Annotated in this window: 16 protein-coding genes and 1 pseudogene; 8 read left to right on the forward strand and 9 right to left on the reverse strand. The window is 72.9% G+C overall.

The genetic code is table 11. The annotated features are described in order from the left end of the window. Window positions 1–137: 137 nt before the first annotated feature. Window positions 138–728 (reverse strand): malonic semialdehyde reductase, encoded by a 591-nt coding sequence (locus ACZ3IG_RS11555; RefSeq protein ID WP_467431107.1) that lies wholly within the window; start codon window positions 726–728, stop codon window positions 138–140. Between the two features lie 222 nt (window positions 729–950). On the opposite strand from ACZ3IG_RS11555, the gene ACZ3IG_RS11560 reads away from it, so the two are divergent. The 5 genes from ACZ3IG_RS11560 (at window position 951) to ACZ3IG_RS11580 (ending at window position 5,721) form a co-directional block, all read left to right on the forward strand. Then, the gene (locus tag ACZ3IG_RS11560) at window positions 951–2,255 is read left to right on the forward strand and encodes a nucleotide sugar dehydrogenase (RefSeq protein WP_467431110.1); all 1,305 of its coding nucleotides are present in this window, start codon (window positions 951–953) and stop codon (window positions 2,253–2,255) included. After that, window positions 2,252–3,757 (forward strand): glycosyltransferase family 2 protein, encoded by a 1,506-nt coding sequence (locus tag ACZ3IG_RS11565; protein ID WP_467431112.1) that lies wholly within the window; start codon window positions 2,252–2,254, stop codon window positions 3,755–3,757. The genes ACZ3IG_RS11560 and ACZ3IG_RS11565 overlap by 4 nt, the downstream gene beginning before the upstream one ends. Then, the gene (locus ACZ3IG_RS11570) at window positions 3,754–3,879 is read left to right on the forward strand and encodes a hypothetical protein (RefSeq protein WP_467431113.1); all 126 of its coding nucleotides are present in this window, start codon (window positions 3,754–3,756) and stop codon (window positions 3,877–3,879) included. Before ACZ3IG_RS11565 ends, ACZ3IG_RS11570 begins: the two co-directional genes overlap by 4 nt. After that, window positions 3,876–5,414 carry a polysaccharide deacetylase family protein gene (locus ACZ3IG_RS11575; RefSeq protein WP_467431115.1) on the forward strand — a complete coding sequence of 513 codons (1,539 nt, stop codon included), beginning with the start codon at window positions 3,876–3,878 and terminating at the stop codon, window positions 5,412–5,414. The genes ACZ3IG_RS11570 and ACZ3IG_RS11575 overlap by 4 nt, the downstream gene beginning before the upstream one ends. Before the next feature lie 91 nt (window positions 5,415–5,505). Continuing rightward, window positions 5,506–5,721 (forward strand): DUF4287 domain-containing protein, encoded by a 216-nt coding sequence (locus tag ACZ3IG_RS11580; protein WP_467431116.1) that lies wholly within the window; start codon window positions 5,506–5,508, stop codon window positions 5,719–5,721. A 27-nt stretch (window positions 5,722–5,748) separates the two neighbouring features. Here ACZ3IG_RS11580 and ACZ3IG_RS11585 read toward each other — a convergent pair whose 3' ends face one another. The 3 genes from ACZ3IG_RS11585 to ACZ3IG_RS11595 form a co-directional block, all read right to left on the reverse strand. Then, window positions 5,749–5,997 (reverse strand): exodeoxyribonuclease VII small subunit, encoded by a 249-nt coding sequence (locus ACZ3IG_RS11585; RefSeq protein ID WP_467431119.1) that lies wholly within the window; start codon window positions 5,995–5,997, stop codon window positions 5,749–5,751. Between the two features lie 9 nt (window positions 5,998–6,006). Continuing rightward, a complete protein-coding gene (gene xseA, locus ACZ3IG_RS11590; RefSeq protein ID WP_467431120.1) occupies window positions 6,007–7,215 on the reverse strand; it encodes an exodeoxyribonuclease VII large subunit in 1,209 nt (402 codons plus the stop codon). Window positions 7,216–7,331: 116 nt separating this feature from the next. After that, window positions 7,332–8,696, reverse strand: coding sequence for an APC family permease (locus tag ACZ3IG_RS11595; protein WP_467431121.1), 1,365 nt, complete (start codon window positions 8,694–8,696; stop codon window positions 7,332–7,334). 92 nt (window positions 8,697–8,788) lie between these two features. On the opposite strand from ACZ3IG_RS11595, the gene ACZ3IG_RS11600 reads away from it, so the two are divergent. Together ACZ3IG_RS11600 and ppgK are read left to right on the forward strand one after the other, a co-directional pair. Continuing rightward, window positions 8,789–9,805: a 4-hydroxy-3-methylbut-2-enyl diphosphate reductase gene (locus ACZ3IG_RS11600; RefSeq protein WP_467431124.1), complete on the forward strand. Its 1,017-nt coding sequence runs from the start codon at window positions 8,789–8,791 to the stop codon at window positions 9,803–9,805. Window positions 9,806–9,834: 29 nt separating this feature from the next. Beyond that, the gene (gene ppgK / locus ACZ3IG_RS11605; RefSeq protein ID WP_403532661.1) at window positions 9,835–10,593 is read left to right on the forward strand and encodes a polyphosphate--glucose phosphotransferase; all 759 of its coding nucleotides are present in this window, start codon (window positions 9,835–9,837) and stop codon (window positions 10,591–10,593) included. Window positions 10,594–10,713: 120 nt separating this feature from the next. On the opposite strand, the gene ACZ3IG_RS11610 is transcribed toward ppgK, so the two are convergent. Further along, a complete protein-coding gene (locus tag ACZ3IG_RS11610; RefSeq protein WP_467431125.1) occupies window positions 10,714–11,355 on the reverse strand; it encodes a DUF6542 domain-containing protein in 642 nt (213 codons plus the stop codon). Between the two features lie 299 nt (window positions 11,356–11,654). Here ACZ3IG_RS11610 and ychF point away from each other — a divergent pair, with 299 nt between their 5' ends. Beyond that, complete coding sequence (gene ychF, locus ACZ3IG_RS11615) at window positions 11,655–12,743, forward strand: redox-regulated ATPase YchF (RefSeq protein WP_467431128.1); 1,089 nt, start codon at window positions 11,655–11,657, stop codon at window positions 12,741–12,743. Between the two features lie 43 nt (window positions 12,744–12,786). Here the strand turns inward: ychF and ACZ3IG_RS11620 are convergent, their stop codons facing one another. The 4 genes and pseudogenes from ACZ3IG_RS11620 to ACZ3IG_RS11635 form a co-directional block, all read right to left on the reverse strand. After that, window positions 12,787–12,966, reverse strand: coding sequence for a hypothetical protein (locus ACZ3IG_RS11620; RefSeq protein ID WP_467431130.1), 180 nt, complete (start codon window positions 12,964–12,966; stop codon window positions 12,787–12,789). Window positions 12,967–13,093: 127 nt separating this feature from the next. Then, a pseudogene (locus ACZ3IG_RS11625) lies at window positions 13,094–13,389 on the reverse strand (CPCC family cysteine-rich protein). Window positions 13,390–13,764: 375 nt separating this feature from the next. Then, window positions 13,765–14,358 (reverse strand): hypothetical protein, encoded by a 594-nt coding sequence (locus ACZ3IG_RS11630; RefSeq protein WP_467431131.1) that lies wholly within the window; start codon window positions 14,356–14,358, stop codon window positions 13,765–13,767. A gap of 11 nt (window positions 14,359–14,369) precedes the next feature. Next, on the reverse strand, window positions 14,370–15,530 hold the full coding sequence (locus ACZ3IG_RS11635; protein WP_467431134.1) for a hypothetical protein: 1,161 nt from the start codon (window positions 15,528–15,530) through the stop codon (window positions 14,370–14,372). Window positions 15,531–15,587 lie beyond the last annotated feature (57 nt).

Genomic DNA, 15,587 nt, shown 5'->3' on the forward strand with positions numbered 1-15,587 from the left:
CTTTCAGTTGCGCCGTCGGTGTCTGGTTGGTTTGTGGGCCTTGTGGGTCGGGGGCTCATTGTTTTGCGGGCCGGGGCTGGCCCCGGGGAACCCGATCGGGTTCCCGGGGCCACGCCCGTTCCTGCTCGGACGGTTGCTCAGACGGTGGTGACGACCTCGTCGTACGCCAGCCGCGGGGAGCGCGGGTACCAGGCGTCGGGGCCCGGCTTGCCGATGTTGACGATCATCAGCGGGGTGTGGTCGTCGTCAAGGAACTCCTTGCGGACGCCCTCGAAGTCGAAGCCGGTCATCGGGCCGGCGGCCAGGCCGGCGGCGCGGACGCCGACGATGAAGTACCCGGCCTGGAGGGCGGCGTTCAGCGCGGCGGCGTTCTCGCGGGCGGCGCGCTCGGAGAAGAAGGCGTCCTTGGCCTGCGGGAAGTGCGGGAAGAGTGCCGGCAGTTCCTCGTGGAACTCGTTGTCCGCGGACAGGATGGCGACCAGCGGGGCGGACGCGGTCTTGGCGGCGTTGCCCTCGGACATGTGCCGTACCAGGCGCTCGCGGGCCTCGGGGGAGCGGACCAGGGTGACCCGCAGCGGGGACTGGTTGAAGGCGGTCGGACCGAACTTGACCAGGTCGTAGATCGCCTGTACCTGCTCCTCGGTCACCGGCTCGTCGGTGAAGGTGTTCGCGGTGCGGGCCTCGCGGAACAGCAGGTCCTGGGCGGCGGGGTCAAGAACGAGAGACATGCGTGCCTTCCTCGGGGGTGTGCGTCGGCTCCGCCTGGTCGGCGGGGTGCCGTTGACGGGGACGACACTACGCCAAAGAAGTTCAATGTTCAACAAAAGTTGGAGCGTGGTGATCCGCTTCACACCGCTGCCGGGGTGAAGGGGCTGTGGCGAGTCGGGCGGTCAGGCGTGTCGGCCGGGGGCCGCGTCGAGGGGGTGCGTCTATATGACGATGTGAAACCTATGTCGAATGGTGATGTATCCGGACACACCGTCGCGGTTGTCGGCCTCGGCTACGTGGGACTGCCCACCGCCCTCGCCCTCTCGGACGCGGGCGCGACGGTCATCGGCGTCGACACCAGTCCCGCCCGGCTGCACGCGATCGCCCGGGGAGCGGTGGACCTGCTCCCCCTGCACCACGCCCAGCTCGCCTGCGCCGTCGCGGGCGACGGCTTCCGCCTCACCACGGAGCCCTCGGCCGTGGGCGCCGCGGACGCCGTGGTCATCTGCGTGCCGACCCCCGTCGACGCCCGCCGCGAACCCGACCTCACGGCGCTGTCCGCCGCCTGCGCCTGTGCGGTGGAGCACGCCGTGCCCGGACAGCTGATCGTGCTCACCTCCACCAGCTACGTCGGCACCACGAGGGACCTCCTCGTCGAACCCCTGCGGGCCCGCGGACTCGTCGTCGACGAGGACGTGTACGTGGCCTTCGCCCCCGAGCGGATCGACCCCGGCAACGAGCGCCACACCCCCGAACGCACCCCGCGCCTGGTCGGCGGCGCGGGACCGCGCAGCACCCGGGCGGCCGCCGCCCTGCTCGCACCGACCGCCTCCGCCGTCCGCACCGTCGCCGATCCCGAGACCGCCGAGATGGCGAAGCTGTGGGAGAACACGTACCGCGCCGTCAACATCGCGCTCGCCAACGAACTGGCGGACGCCTGCCACGCGCTGGGCCTCGCGCCGGTCCCGGTCATCGAGGCGGCGGCGACCAAGCCGTACGGCTTCCAGCCCTTCTACCCGGGGCCCGGCGTGGGCGGCCACTGCATCCCCTGCGACCCCCACTACCTGCTGTGGCAGCTGGACAAGATCCGCCAGCAGGCCCCCGTGGTGGCGACCGCGCTCGCCGCCAACACCGGCCGGCCCGCGCGGATCACCGAACGCGCCCTGGAACTGCTGGCACGGACCGGCGTCCCCGTACCGGGCGCACGGGTGCTGCTGGTCGGCGTCGCCTACAAGGAGGGCGTGGCCGACGTCCGGGAGAGCCCCGCGCTGGAGATCATCGACCGGCTCACCGCGGCCGGCGCCGACGTCGCCTACTGCGACCCCCTGGTGCCCTCGGTCGGCGTCGGCGCGGGCACCCTGCACCACGTGCCCGACCCGCACACCCGCCCCTGGGACCTGGTCGTCCTGCACACCGTCCACCCCGTGCACGACCTGACCTGGCTGCGCACCGGCGACGCCCCGCCCGTCCTGGACCCCCGGCAGCGCGGAGCCCTGGCGACCGGCACCCCGGCCGGCGCCACCGCCGAGGCCGAGGTCACGGCATGACCGCGCCCCGTCCCGGCCGCGCACCGGCCACCCCCGCCGGGTCCGGCACCCCCGTCCCGGGCCCGGCCGCCCCCGTGGCCCGCACCGGTGTCCGCCACCGGCTCGGCGCCCGCCTGGACGCCCTGGACCCGGGCGTCCGCCGCGGCGTCGTACGCCTGCTCACCCTCCTGGCGCTGCTGCCCCTCCTGCTGCTCCTGGCCCTGCGCGCCGTCCGCCTGCCCCACGTCTTCGACCCGCTCGCCCTCTACGGCCTCCTCGTCCTGGCCGGCACCGTCTGCCTCCTCCACGTCGCCTACAGCCGCTACGACGACCCCGCCCTGCGCCCCCTGCGCAGGCGCCCGCGGCACGCGGCGGCGTTCCCGGCCCTGCCCGCGCGGCCCCGGGTGAGCTTCCTGCTGGCCGTGCGCAACGAACGCGACCACATCGAGGCCTGCGTGCGCTCCATGGCCGCCGTCGACTACCCGGACCTCCAGCTCGTCGTGGTCGACGACGCCTCCGACGACGGCACGGCGGACGTCCTCGGCCGGCTCGCCGCCGAACTGCCGCTCACCCTCGTCCGGCTGGACGAGAACCTCGGCAAGAAGGGCGCCCTGGTCCGCGCCTGCTCCCTCGCCGACGGGGACGTCCTGCTGTTCACGGACTCCGACTGCGTCGTCGCACCGGACGCGGTTCGGCGCTGTGTCGATGCCCTGGTGCGCCACCCGGAACTCGGCGCGGTCAGCGGCCACTGCCGGGCGCTGAACACCGACGCCGGACTGCTGGCCCGCGTCCAGGACGTCTGGTACGAGGGCCAGTTCCGGATCACCAAGGCCGCCGAGGCCGCCTTCGGCTCGGTGACCTGCGTCTCCGGTCCGCTCGCCGCGTTCCGCCGCGAGGCGATCTGGAACTACCTGCCCGCCTGGGCCGAGGACCGCTTCCTCGGCGCCCCCTTCCGCTTCGCCACCGACCGCCAGCTCACCGGCTACGTCCTCGGCCAGGCATGGCACGGCCGGGCGCTCAAGGACCGGCACGCCGACTCCCCGTTCGTGACCGGGCACGACTACCCCGAGCGGCGCTGGGAGGTCGGCTACACCCGCGCCGCCCGGGTGTGGACGCGGGTGCCGTCGAGACCCTCGTCCTTCCTGCGCCAGCAGATCCGCTGGAAGAAGAGCTTCATCAGGAACCTCTTCTTCACCGGCCGCTTCATGTGGCGCCGGGGCCCGGCCGCCGCCGCGCTGTACTACGGACACGCCCTGTGGGTGATCGCCGCGCCGGCCCTGGTCCTGCGGCACCTGGTGTGGGCCCCGCTCCGGCTGGCCGGTGTGCTGACCCTGCTCTACCTGGGCGGGGTGGTCCTCAAGGGCTGTGTGTGGGGCATCGCCTACCGGCTCGACCACCCCGGGGACCGGGCCTGGCGGTGCCGGCCCCTGATGAGCCTGCTGTCCTGCTGCGTACTGGCCTGGCTGTTGCCGTACGCCCTGCTCACCCTGCGCCGCGACGTCTGGTCGAGGAGTGCCGCATGAGACGTCCGAGGAGAGCCGTGAGCCTGCTGCACGGGCTGGGCCGCGCGCTCGCCGTCGCTGCCACGCTCGCCGCGATCGGGCTGGTCTACCTGTTCGTCATCACCCGAGGACGCCCGCTGTGAGACACCATGGTTCCCCACCGGACCAGGGGGCGCGACGGCCGCTGCTGCGCGCCGCCCTCGGAGTGCTCGCGCTGGCCGTGCTCGCCCTGCCCTTCACCGTCGCGTGGCAGTACGACACCTTCCGGCGCACGGTGGCGCAGCAGGCGCCCGCGCCCGGGGCGGACGCACGCGGTGGAGCCATGGGGAGCGGCGCGGCCGTGCCGGCCGGCGGGGCGCCGGCCGTCCTCGCGTACCACGACATCGGCCCGGCCGGGCGCAGCCGGTACACCGTCGCCCCGGAGCGGTTCGACGCACAGCTGCGCGCCCTCGACGCCGCCGGGTACCGCACCCTGTCCACGCGGGAGTTCACCGACTTCCTGCGGACCGGCCGCTCACCCGGGCCCCGCAGCGTCTACCTCACCTTCGACGACGGCACACACGGACTGTGGGTGCACGCCGACCCGATCCTGGCCAGGCACCGGATGAAAGCGGCCGCCTACCTGATCACCGGACAGGTGGACACCCACCGGCCGTACTACCTCTCATGGCACGAGGTCGAACGGATGGCGGAGTCCGGGCGCTGGGACTTCCAGGCCCACACCCACCTCAGCCACGACCGTGCCGCCGTGGACGCCGCCGGACACGAGCGGTCGGCGTTCACCAACCGGATCTGGCTGGCGGAGGAGGGGCGCGTCGAGACGCGGGACGAGTACCTGCGCCGTGTCGCGGCCGACCTCGACCGTTCGGTCCGTGACCTGACCGCGCACGGCCTGCCCGAGCCGCGGCTGTTCGCCTACCCCTTCTCGGAGCGGCTGGACGACTCCAACCTCGGGCCGCGCGGCGCCGGCATGCTGCGGTCGCTGCTGCGGGAGCGCTTCACGGCCGCCCTCACCAACAACGCGCGGCGGCCGCTGCCCGCCGGTCCGCGAGCGGCCGCCGCCGGCCTGGTGCAGCGCCTGGAGGTCACCCGGGACACCACACCGGCGGCCCTGCTGCGCGAACTCGCCCGCCGGGCCCCGGTGGCACCGTCCGACGCCGACCGGCCGTTGGCCCACCCGGAACACTGGGAGGTGGCGGGTGACGCCGAGCGGGCCGGTCCGGGCGCGCTCACCGGCGAGGGCCCCCACCCGCGCGGCACGGACCACGTCTCGGCCGCCTATCGTCCCGTCGCCACCGCCGACTGGACCACCTACCGCGTGCGGGCCACCGCCGACGGACTGCACGGCACCACGAACGGCGTCGGCATCACCGTACGGTCCGGCAGCGAACACCCGGTGGCCGTCTCCGTCGGCCGCAACACCGCGAGCCTCACCACGCGCGGGCCCGGCGGCACGGGCGAGAGGCGCTCCTGCCGGCTCGACCCCGCCGACCGGCACGAGGTCACCGTCTCGGTCTCGCCCGAGCGGGTGCGGGTGAGTGTCGACGGCGAGCCCTGCGTGACGGTCCGGGCCGACGGGCGGCGAGCCGCCGAGGGCGCGGGAGGCTTCGTGCTCGGCGTGCGCAACAGCGGGACGGACGAGCAGTGGCCCCGCTTCACCTCCCTCACGGTGCAGTGACGCGGATCACAGGCGGCGGGCGATCACTCGGTCCGCCGCCCGCGGTCATGAAGGGTGCGACGCCATCATCCGCGTAGAGGAGCGCACCGACATGACGACCAGCAGCACGAAGGGCCCCGCCTCCTACTTCCCGTCGATCGAGAAGAAGTACGGCCGCCCGGTCGCGGAGTGGAAGGAGCTGATCCGCTCCTCCCCGCTCACCCGGCACATGGAACTCGTCACCTGGCTCAAGACCGACCACGGCCTGGGCCACGGCCACGCCAACGCGCTCGTCGCGCACACGCTGGCCGAGGACACCGGGAAGTAGGCCCCGCCAGGGCCTGTCAGACAGGCCCTACCGGCCCTCGTCCTCCTCCGCCCCGGCCTCCTCGGCCAGTGCCGCGTCGAGGCGGGCCCGGGCGCCGTCCAGTCGGCGACGGCAGACCTTCGCCAGCTCCTCGCCCCGCTCCCACAGGGCGAGGGACTCCTCCAGCGTCGTACCGCCCGCCTCCAGCCGCCGTACGACCTCGATCAGCTCGTCCCGCGCCTGCTCGTACCCGAGCGCCTCGGACACGGCCGTCGGCTGCTCCACCTCGCTGGTCATCCACCCACCTTACGCATCGACTCGTACGGAGAAATCGCCCTCGGAGACGCGGGCCCGCAGCGTCTCGCCCGGCTCCACCTCGCCCGGGTCGCGGACGGCGTGGCCGTCGGCCCGCTGGAGCACGGCGTACCCGCGCTTCAGGGTCGCGGCGGGGGAGAGGGCCACCACGCGCGCGTGCGTGTGCGTCAGCTCCGAGTCGGCCCGGTCCAACTGGTGCCGCAGCGTACGGCGGCCCCGCTCCAGCAGGGCCGTCACCTGCTCCGCGCGCTCGTCGATCATGCGGTGCGGGTCCTGTACCGACGGCCGGGTGAGCGCGTGGGCCAGCCCCCGCTCCTCCCGGTCGACGAAGGCCGCCACACAGCGCCGCGCCCGGTCCCGCAGCAGCCGTACCCGCTCGTACTCCTCCCCGACGTCCGGCACCACCTTCTTCGCGGCGTCGGTCGGCGTGGACGCGCGCAGGTCGGCGACCAGGTCCAGCAGGGGGCTGTCCGGCTCGTGCCCGATCGCCGAGACGACCGGCGTACGGCACTGGGCGACCGCCCGCACCAGCTGCTCGTCGGAGAACGGCAGCAGATCCTCCACGCTGCCGCCGCCGCGCGCCACGACGATCACGTCCACGTCGTCCCTCGCGTCCAGCTCCTTCACGGCCTGGACGACCTGCGGCACCGCGTGCACGCCCTGCACGGCGACGTTGCGCACCTCGAAGCGGACGGCGGGCCAGCGGTGCCGGGCGTTCTCCAGCACGTCCCGTTCGGCGGCCGAGGCGCGCCCGCACACCAGGCCGACGAGGTGCGGCAGGAACGGCAGCGGCCTCTTGCGCTCCGGCGCGAACAGCCCCTCGCGCGCCAGCGTCTTCTTGAGCTGTTCGAGCCGCGCCAGCAGCTCGCCCACCCCCACCGGCTTGATCTCGGCGGCCCGCAGCGACAGCTGCCCGCGCGGCGCGTACCACTCGGGTTTGGCGCGGACCACCACCCGGGCGCCCTCGCCGATCACGTCGGCGACCGCGTCGAAGACCTGCCGGTAGCAGGTGACGCTCACCGAGATGTCGTGCGAGGGGTCGCGCAGGGTCAGGAACACCACCCCCGCGCCCGGCCGCCGCGACAACTGGGTGATCTGCCCCTCGACCCAGATCGCGCCGAGCCGGTCGATCCAGCTCCCGATGAGCCGCGACACCTCACCCACGGGCAACGGGGACTCCGGACTCGTGTTCACAGCCATGCCGCGAGGGTAACGGGCTCCACTGACAACGCCGGGGACGAGCGACCTCCTCAAGGGGTGCGGGGACCCGCGCGATCAACCGCGTACTACGCGCACCCGCCGACCACCGCCACCCCTCACGGCGACGGCCGCCCCCGCTGCGCCACCAGCACCACCAGCCCGATCACCAGCCAGACCGCCCCCACCACCTGCGCCGTCCCCGACGCCTCCACGATCACCGCCACCGTGATCGCGGCCCCGGCCACCGGCACCAGCACATGCCGCCACCAGCTCACCGGGCCGCCCCGGCGGCGCACCGCGAACCAGCCCACCACGCTCGCGTGCAGCAACGTGAACGCGGACAGCGCGCCCAGGTTCACCACCGTCGTCAGATGGTCGAGGCCGTCGTCCCGCCGGGCCGCCCACACCGCCGCGACCAGCGTGATCACCGCCGCCACCAGCAGCGCCACCCGCGGCACACCGGAGTACGTACGGGACAGCACCCCCGGCAGCCGTCGGTCCCGGCCCATCGCGAACAGCAGCCGCCCGGCCGCCGCCTGCCCGGCCAGCGCCGCGAACGCCGCGCCGACCGCCTTGCTCACCGCCACCAGATCGTGCAGCCACGTGCCCACCGACGCGTCGACCGTGTCGTAGAACGCCGACCCCTGCCCGCCCGGCCCGGCCGCCAGCTCCGCCGACGACATCGGCGCCAGCAGCCCCGCCAGATACGTCTGCGCCACGAACAGCACCCCGGCCAGCGCCAGGCAGAACAGCAGCGCCCGCGCCACCTTCGCCGACCCGCCGGTCACCTCCTCCGCGAACGTCGCGATCGCGTCGAAGCCCAGGTACGACAGCACCGCCACCGACACCGCCCCGACCACCGCCGACAGCGCGAACGCCCCCTGCGTCCCGTCCCCCGACAGCGGCGACAGCCAGCCCCGCTCCGCCCCGTCCCGTACCAGCACCACGACCGCCGCCGCCACGAACACCAGCAGCACCACGATCTCCATCACCAGCACCGCGAACCCCACCCGGGCCGCCGCCCGCACCCCCCACAGGTTCAGCAGCGTGGTGACGAGGACGGCCAGCGCCGTCCACACCCACCGCGACACCTCCGGGACCAGCTCGTTCATCGCGATGCCGGAGAACAGGTAGGCCACCGCCGGGATGAGGACGTAGTCCAGCATCGCCATCCAGCCGGCCACGAACCCGGCCCCCTCGCCGAGCCCCGCCCGCGCGTACGCGAACACCGACCCCGCCTGCGGCACCACCCGCACCATCTGGGCGTAGCTGAACGCGGTGAACGCCATCGCCACCGTGGCGACGACGTACACCAGCGCCACCGCGCCGTGCGACTTGGCGTCCAGCGTGCCGAAGACGCCGACGGGCGCCATCGGCGCGATGAACAGCAGCCCGTAGACCACCAGGTCGCGGAAGCCCAGGGTGCGCCGCAGCTCCCGCCGTTCCCCGGTCCCCGGGGCCGTCGTGCCGGTCTCGGACATCGCGCCTCCGCCCGTACTCGTACACCGTCCCGCCAGTCTCCCCGCCGATGCGCCCCCCACGCGATCTCCGACCCGCCGAACGCGCCCGTACGATGGACCGCATGACTGCTTCGCCTGGCCGCCGTGTCCTGCTCGCCGCCCCCCGTGGCTACTGCGCGGGTGTGGACCGCGCCGTGATCGCCGTCGAGAAAGCGCTGGAACAGTACGGCGCTCCCGTCTACGTCCGGCACGAGATCGTCCACAACAAGTACGTCGTGCAGACCCTGGAGAAGAAGGGCGCCGTCTTCGTCGAGCGCACGGAGGAGGTTCCGCCGGGCAACATCGTCATGTTCTCCGCGCACGGCGTGGCCCCCGTCGTCCACGAGGAGGCCGAGCGCGGCCGGCTCGCCACCATCGACGCGACCTGCCCCCTGGTCACCAAGGTCCACAAGGAAGCGGTCCGCTTCGCCAACGACGACTACGACATCCTCCTGATCGGCCACGAGGGCCACGAGGAGGTCATCGGCACCTCCGGCGAGGCCCCCGAGCACATCCAGCTCGTCGACGGCCCCGGCGACGTCGCCAAGGTCGAGGTCCGGGACGAGTCCAAGGTGGTCTGGCTCTCCCAGACCACGCTCTCCGTCGACGAGACCATGGAGACCGTCGACGCGCTGAAGGAGAAGTTCCCCCAGCTCATCTCCCCGCCCAGCGACGACATCTGCTACGCCACGCAGAACCGCCAGCTCGCGGTGAAGCAGATGGGCGCCGAGGCCGACCTCGTCATCGTCGTCGGCTCCCGCAACTCCTCCAACTCCAAGCGGCTGGTCGAGGTCGCCAAGCAGGCCGGCGCCCGCGACGCGTACCTGGTCGACTTCGCCGACGAGATCGACGAGACCTGGCTGGAGGGCGTGACCACGGTCGGCGTCACCTCCGGCGCCTCCGTCCCGGAGATCCTGGTCGAGCAGGTCCTGGAGTACCTCTCCGCGCGCGGCTACGCGGACGTGGAGATCGTCAAGGCGGCCGAGGAGTCCATCACCTTCTCCCTCCCCAAGGAGCTGCGCCGGGACCTGCGCGAGGAGGCGGCGGCGCTGGTCGCGGAGCGCGGCGGTTCGGGTACCTCGGAGGAGTGACTGTCCGTCGCAGGCCGTAACGTGGTGCCATGCAGATCTTCGGCGTGGACATCGGCGGCTCGGGCATCAAGGGCGCCCCTGTGGACCTCGACAGGGGCGACCTGGCCCAGGAACGCTGCAAGGTGCTCACCCCGCACCCGGCGACGCCGGACGGGGTGGCCGACGGGGTACGGGAAGTCGTCGAGCACTTCGGCTGGACCGGCCCGGTCGGGCTGACCTTCCCGGGCGTGGTCACCGGGGGCGCCACCGTCCGTACGGCGGCCAACGTCGACAAGAGCTGGGTCGACCGGGACGCGCGCGCGTTGTTCAGCGACCGCCTGGGCGGCCTGCCGGTGACCGTCGTCAACGACGCGGACGCGGCGGGCGTCGCCGAGATGCACTTCGGCGCCGGACGCGGCCGCACGGGCACGGTCGTCCTGCTCACCTTCGGCACCGGCATCGGCAGCGCCGTCTTCACCGACGGCGTCCTCGTCCCCAACACCGAACTGGGCCACCTGGAGCTGGACGGCCACGAGGCCGAGAAGCGGGCCTCCAGCAAGGTCAAGGAGGACCACGACATGTCCTGGGAGCACTGGGGGCACCGGGTGCGGACGTACCTGGCGCACGTCGAGATGCTGTTCTCGCCCGAGCTGTTCATCATCGGCGGCGGGGTCAGCCGCAAGGCGCACAAGTTCCTGCCGTACCTCGACGGCATCCGCGCGGAGATCGTCCCGGCCGAGTTGCAGAACAACGCGGGGATCGTCGGCGCGGCGATGCGGGCGGCGGAGGGGCGGCCGGCCGCGGGCTGAGCGGCGCGGGGCCGGGGGCCGCGGGGAGGCCGTCGAGGACGGCCGGACGACGGGGCGGGGCGGGGCCGTCAGGGGTGGTTCAGTGGTGGGCTCCGTGGGCTCCGGTGGCTCTGCGGTGGCTCAGCCCGCGGCCGGTACCCGGCCGCCCCGGGCGGCGACCCGGCGCCGCACCAGCCGGATCCGGCGCACGAGCACGATCGATCCGGCGATCAGCGTCCCGCCGTACAGCCACCCGGCCTCCGTGGCCAGCGCGGTCACGAACCCGGTCAGCGCGCCGGTGAAGCCGTCACCGCCGTCCGCCACGGTGGTCAGCCCCACGGCGAAGGCGATCGGCACCACGATCGGCGCGGTCAGCAGATCGACCTGGCGCACCCAGCAGGCGGTCAGCACGCAGACCGGCAGGAACAGCACGCCGTACACCGTCCGCGACGCCCCGAACAGCACCAGGTCGAAGAACCCGAACACGAGCATCACCGCCGCGCAGAACAGACCGCCGCCCAGCCCGGTCAGCCTGGGGTCGGGCAGCAGACGGGCGGCCCGCGGCGCGGCCGGCCAGGGCGACCGTACCGGCGCGGGTCCGCGCGCGGCGGTCCCGGAGGGCCGCCGGCCCCCCGGCCCCGGCACCCGCGCGGAACCCCGCGCCGGTACGCCCCGTACGTCCCCGGCGCCCCGTACGTCCCGGACGACACGGCCGCCCGCCGGCCCGCCGCGGTCGTCCGCCGGCCTGCCACGGCCGTCCGCCGGCCCGCCGCGGTCGCCCACCGGTCCTCCGGCGGCCCCGCGTGCCGCCGGCAGGCCCCGCTCTCCCCGGCCCTGCCCGGGCAGCGGCGGCCGGCTGTCTCGCGGTCCGTTGTGCGCAGGTCGCGTCCTGTGTTGCTCCACTGGTCCAACTTAGGTCGGTTTATGTGCGGAATCGGCTGTCGGACACGCCGAGAGCCGGGCCTGGCCATGCGTTCGACTGCCCGCCTGATCCGTACCCCACACCCCGTAGACTGGTGGATCGGCCCCGCCCGGGCCGCCCCGCTCCCACCGCATCCTCCTCACGTACGGGAAGTCGCAACGTGTCGCTCACGATCGGAATCGTCGGTCTGCCGAATGTCGGCAAGTCGACCCTGTTCAACGCCCTGACCAAGAACGACGTGCTGGCGGCCAACTACCCGTTCGCCACGATCGAGCCCAACGTCGGCGTCGTGGGCGTCCCCGACCCCCGCCTGACGAAGCTGGCCGAGATCTTCTCCTCGGAGAAGGTCCTCCCGGCCACCGTCGACTTCGTCGACATCGCGGGCATCGTGCGGGGCGCCAGCGAGGGCGAGGGCCTGGGCAACAAGTTCCTCGCGAACATCCGCGAGTCCGACGCGATCTGCCAGGTCATCCGCGCCTTCAAGGACGAGAACGTCGTCCACGTCGACGGCAAGGTCTCGCCCAAGGACGACATCGAGACGATCAACACCGAGCTGATCCTCGCCGACCTCCAGACCATCGAGAAGGTCCTGCCGCGCCTCCAGAAGGAGTCGCGCATCAAGAAGGACATCGCTCCCAAGGTCAAGGCCGTCGAGGAGGCCAAGGAGATCCTGGAGAAGGGCGACACCCTCTTCGCCCACGGCATCGTCCAGAACACCGAACGCGCCGAGCTCCTCCACGACCTGCACCTCCTCACCACCAAGCCCTTCCTCTACGTCTTCAACGTCGACGAGGACGAGCTGACCGACGAGGACTTCAAGAACGACCAGCGCGCCCTGGTCGCCCCCGCCGAGGCGATCTTCCTCAACGCCAAGCTGGAGGCGGACCTCGCCGAGCTGGACGAGGACGAGGCCCTGGAACTCCTCCAGTCCGTCGGCCAGGAGGAACCCGGCCTCGCCACCCTCGCCCACGTCGGCTTCGACACCCTCGGCCTCCAGACCTACCTGACGGCCGGCCCCAAGGAATCCCGCGCCTGGACCATCAAGAAGGGCGCTACCGCCCCCGAGGCCGCCGGCGTCATCCACACCGACTTCCAGAAGGGCTTCATCAAGGCGGAGGTCATCTCCTTCGACGACCTGGTGGAGACGGGGTCGGTCGCGGAGGCGCGGGCGAAGGGGAAGGCGCGCATGGAGGGGAAGGACTATGTGATGCGGGACGGGGATGTGGTGGAGTTCCGGTTCAACGTGTAGCGGCTGACATATCACCACGTCGCTGATCTGGCAAAGATGCAGGTCAGAGAGGGCTCGGCTCTTCGGAGTCGGGCCCTTGGTTTTTTCCCGTGCTGGAAGGCAGGCCGTTGATGACGGCGGGTATGGCGTCGGCGCCGATCGAGATCAGCTCCGCGTGGGCGTCGTAGGACTCGTCGGCCTTGCCGTCGCGCTGCCGGACGAGTGTCTCGATGTGGGAGGTCATGACGCGGAGAGTCCCGGCGCCAGAAGGTGGGCAGGCCACCAGCAGAGCGCCGAGCGGTCATCCAGCCAGGGGCCCGGTCCTCGGCTTCCCAGTCCTCGAAGGAATCGCGCCTCGGTCCGATGGGGCGTCAGGCCGGGTCGAGCGGCTCGTCCTCGGCCAGTGGGCGGACGTACCGAAGGCCGTGCCGGTCGCAGGAGCTGAGGTCCTGGTAGTTGCGCTGGGCCTCGATCAGGGAGACCTTGTTCGCGCCGCCGGGCATGGTCGGCCAGCGGAACCGGACCCCGTCGTCCTCCCAGAGGCACACGGGCAGAGCTCGTACGAGCCGGGCATCGCCTCCAGCACGCGGTGCCCGCAGCACGGGCAGGGGTAGGAGTTGCTCACCTGCGCACTCTCCTTGCAGGACCCGTCGGTGTGCCAGGGCATTCGCCACCTGGCCCCCGCCAGTGGCGGGACACCCGTGAACGGCCGTCGTGAGCCACCGCGTGCCAACCGGAAATTCCCAGGTCGAAGCCCTGGACGAGGCTCCACCGCAGGTCAGGATCGACCCGCAGACATTCCGCTTCACCGTCTGAGCAGCGGCGCAGCGCACGTCGGCAGTCCGACCCTCCTCGGTGACGGCGGCCGGTTCGCGGCCCGTCTCGTCGCCGTTCCGGGGCACGGGGTGAACCGCGACGGTGCCGGACCAGGTCAGCGGCCGGGCCCCCGGCGGATGCGAGGGTCCGGCCGCTGACCTGAGGGGACGGCTGACGCGGGCCGGAGGAGCGGTGTCGCCTCCGCCGCGCCGGCCGTCGGGTGGGCTCAGCCGATCAGTGATCCCACCTGGTCGGCGGGCCGGTTGCGGCGCCAGCCCATGGCGAGGTACGCCAGCATCCCGATGGGCGGGAGTGCGCATACGGTCCAGCTGACGGCCAACGGCGGGCCCGGCTGGTCGAGCACGCCGACGTCGTGCAGGGTTCCGCGGCCGTGGCCGGCGTGGCCGTCGATGTCGAAGGTGAGGTCCACCGTCCCCGCTTCCGGCAGCGCCTGGACGTCCAGCCCCCAGACGTCCAGCTTGCGGGGGTGTCTGGCCAGTTCGGACGTCCGGTCCTCGTCATCGATGCCGGGGCCGTCCATGGTGAGCGTGCCGGCCTTGTGGGTGATGCCGCCGTCGGGCGCGAAGGTGAAGTCGAGTGACTGCATGGCGCGCAGGGGCCACTCGGAGAAGCCGACGGTGACGGTGTAGGGCCCGGCCTTCACCTGTTCGGTGTGCACGATGCCGACCGGGGCGTACGCCGCGGCCGGCGCGGTCGACACCAGGGCCAGGGCGAGGGCGGCGGTCAGGGCGAGGGTCAGCCGGCGCGCGTGGTGGCGGGCCCACCGGAAGGCGGTGGCGGTGCGGCTGGAACGGGACATGCGCATGGGGGTCATCGGCCCTTCGCGACGGGTTCGGTGGAGTGCTCGCGCAGCAGGACCGCGAGTCGTGCGGCGAGGAAGCCGGCGAGGGCACCCGCCGTCAGGCCGCAGGCCGCCATCACCAGCAGGTCGGACGCGGTCGGGGTCGAGACTCCGAGCAGGGCGTCCTGGAAGGGCAGTGACACGCCGACCACGAGTCCGCCGCCGGCCCCCATGATCTGCGGCGCGACGCGGCCCGACCAGCCCCGCTTCCGGCTCAGCCACAGCAGCGCGGTGACGGCTGCCGCGCCCAGGAGCATGAACAGCGGGATCTCCGCGGGCAGTTCGGGCGGGTTGTCGCCGAGGTTGTCGCGCAGCGGCAGACCGCTCGCGTCCGCGTAGACGCGGGCCGCCCACGGGGAGAACCACCACAGGACGGCCTGCAGGGTGCCGAGGGCCGCCGCGATGGTCAGCGCGGAGCCCCGTCGGCCGAGGGTGAACGCCCCCGTGATCAGCAGCAGCGTGGCGAAGAAGATGTTGCCGATGACGTCGGGTTCGACGGGCAGGGGCAGGGCGCTGAAGGCGTTCGCCGTGATGGGGCTGAAGACGATGAGCACGGGGACGCTGAGGACCAGGCCCGCCCTGCCCCACCGGGTGTCGCGGGCGGCGGCGAAGACGATGACGCTTCCCACCATGGAGAAGGAGATCGACAGGAACAGCCCGATGTGGGGCGGCGAGTCCAGTACGGCGTCGAAGCCGTACAGGGAGTGCCACCACAGGTCCAGGAGGCCGAAGAGCAGGAAGAGGGCGGCTCCGATACCGGAGATGAGATGGCCCAGCGGAGCGCGGAAGGTGCCGCCGAGGACCCGTACGAGCTTGCCGGTGGCGGGGTCGACGGGCCGGCCGGCGCGCTGGGCGGCGGTGGCGATCAGGACCATGGCCAGGCTGGTGATGCCGGCGATGGCGCTGCCGGAGTACAGCATCAGGTGGGAGAGCGTGAAGAACGTGTCCGGGCCGACGTCGACGTGCCACTGGACGTCCCAGCTGATGCCGAGCAGGGACGTCAGGGTCCCGGCGAGGACCAGGGCGGCGGCGGTGGGGCCGGTGCGCCTGTTCTGGGAGATCCTGACGACGGGTGACGACTGCGTCGGCCGGGACGCGCCGGTCCCGGTGAGGGGCAGGGCTGTGTTCATGTACATGCCTTTCTCGTGGTCGTGCCGGGCAGCGGGGCGGCACGGTGGGGTGGGTCG

It is taken from the genome of Streptomyces sp. NPDC016677 (assembly GCF_055562815.1).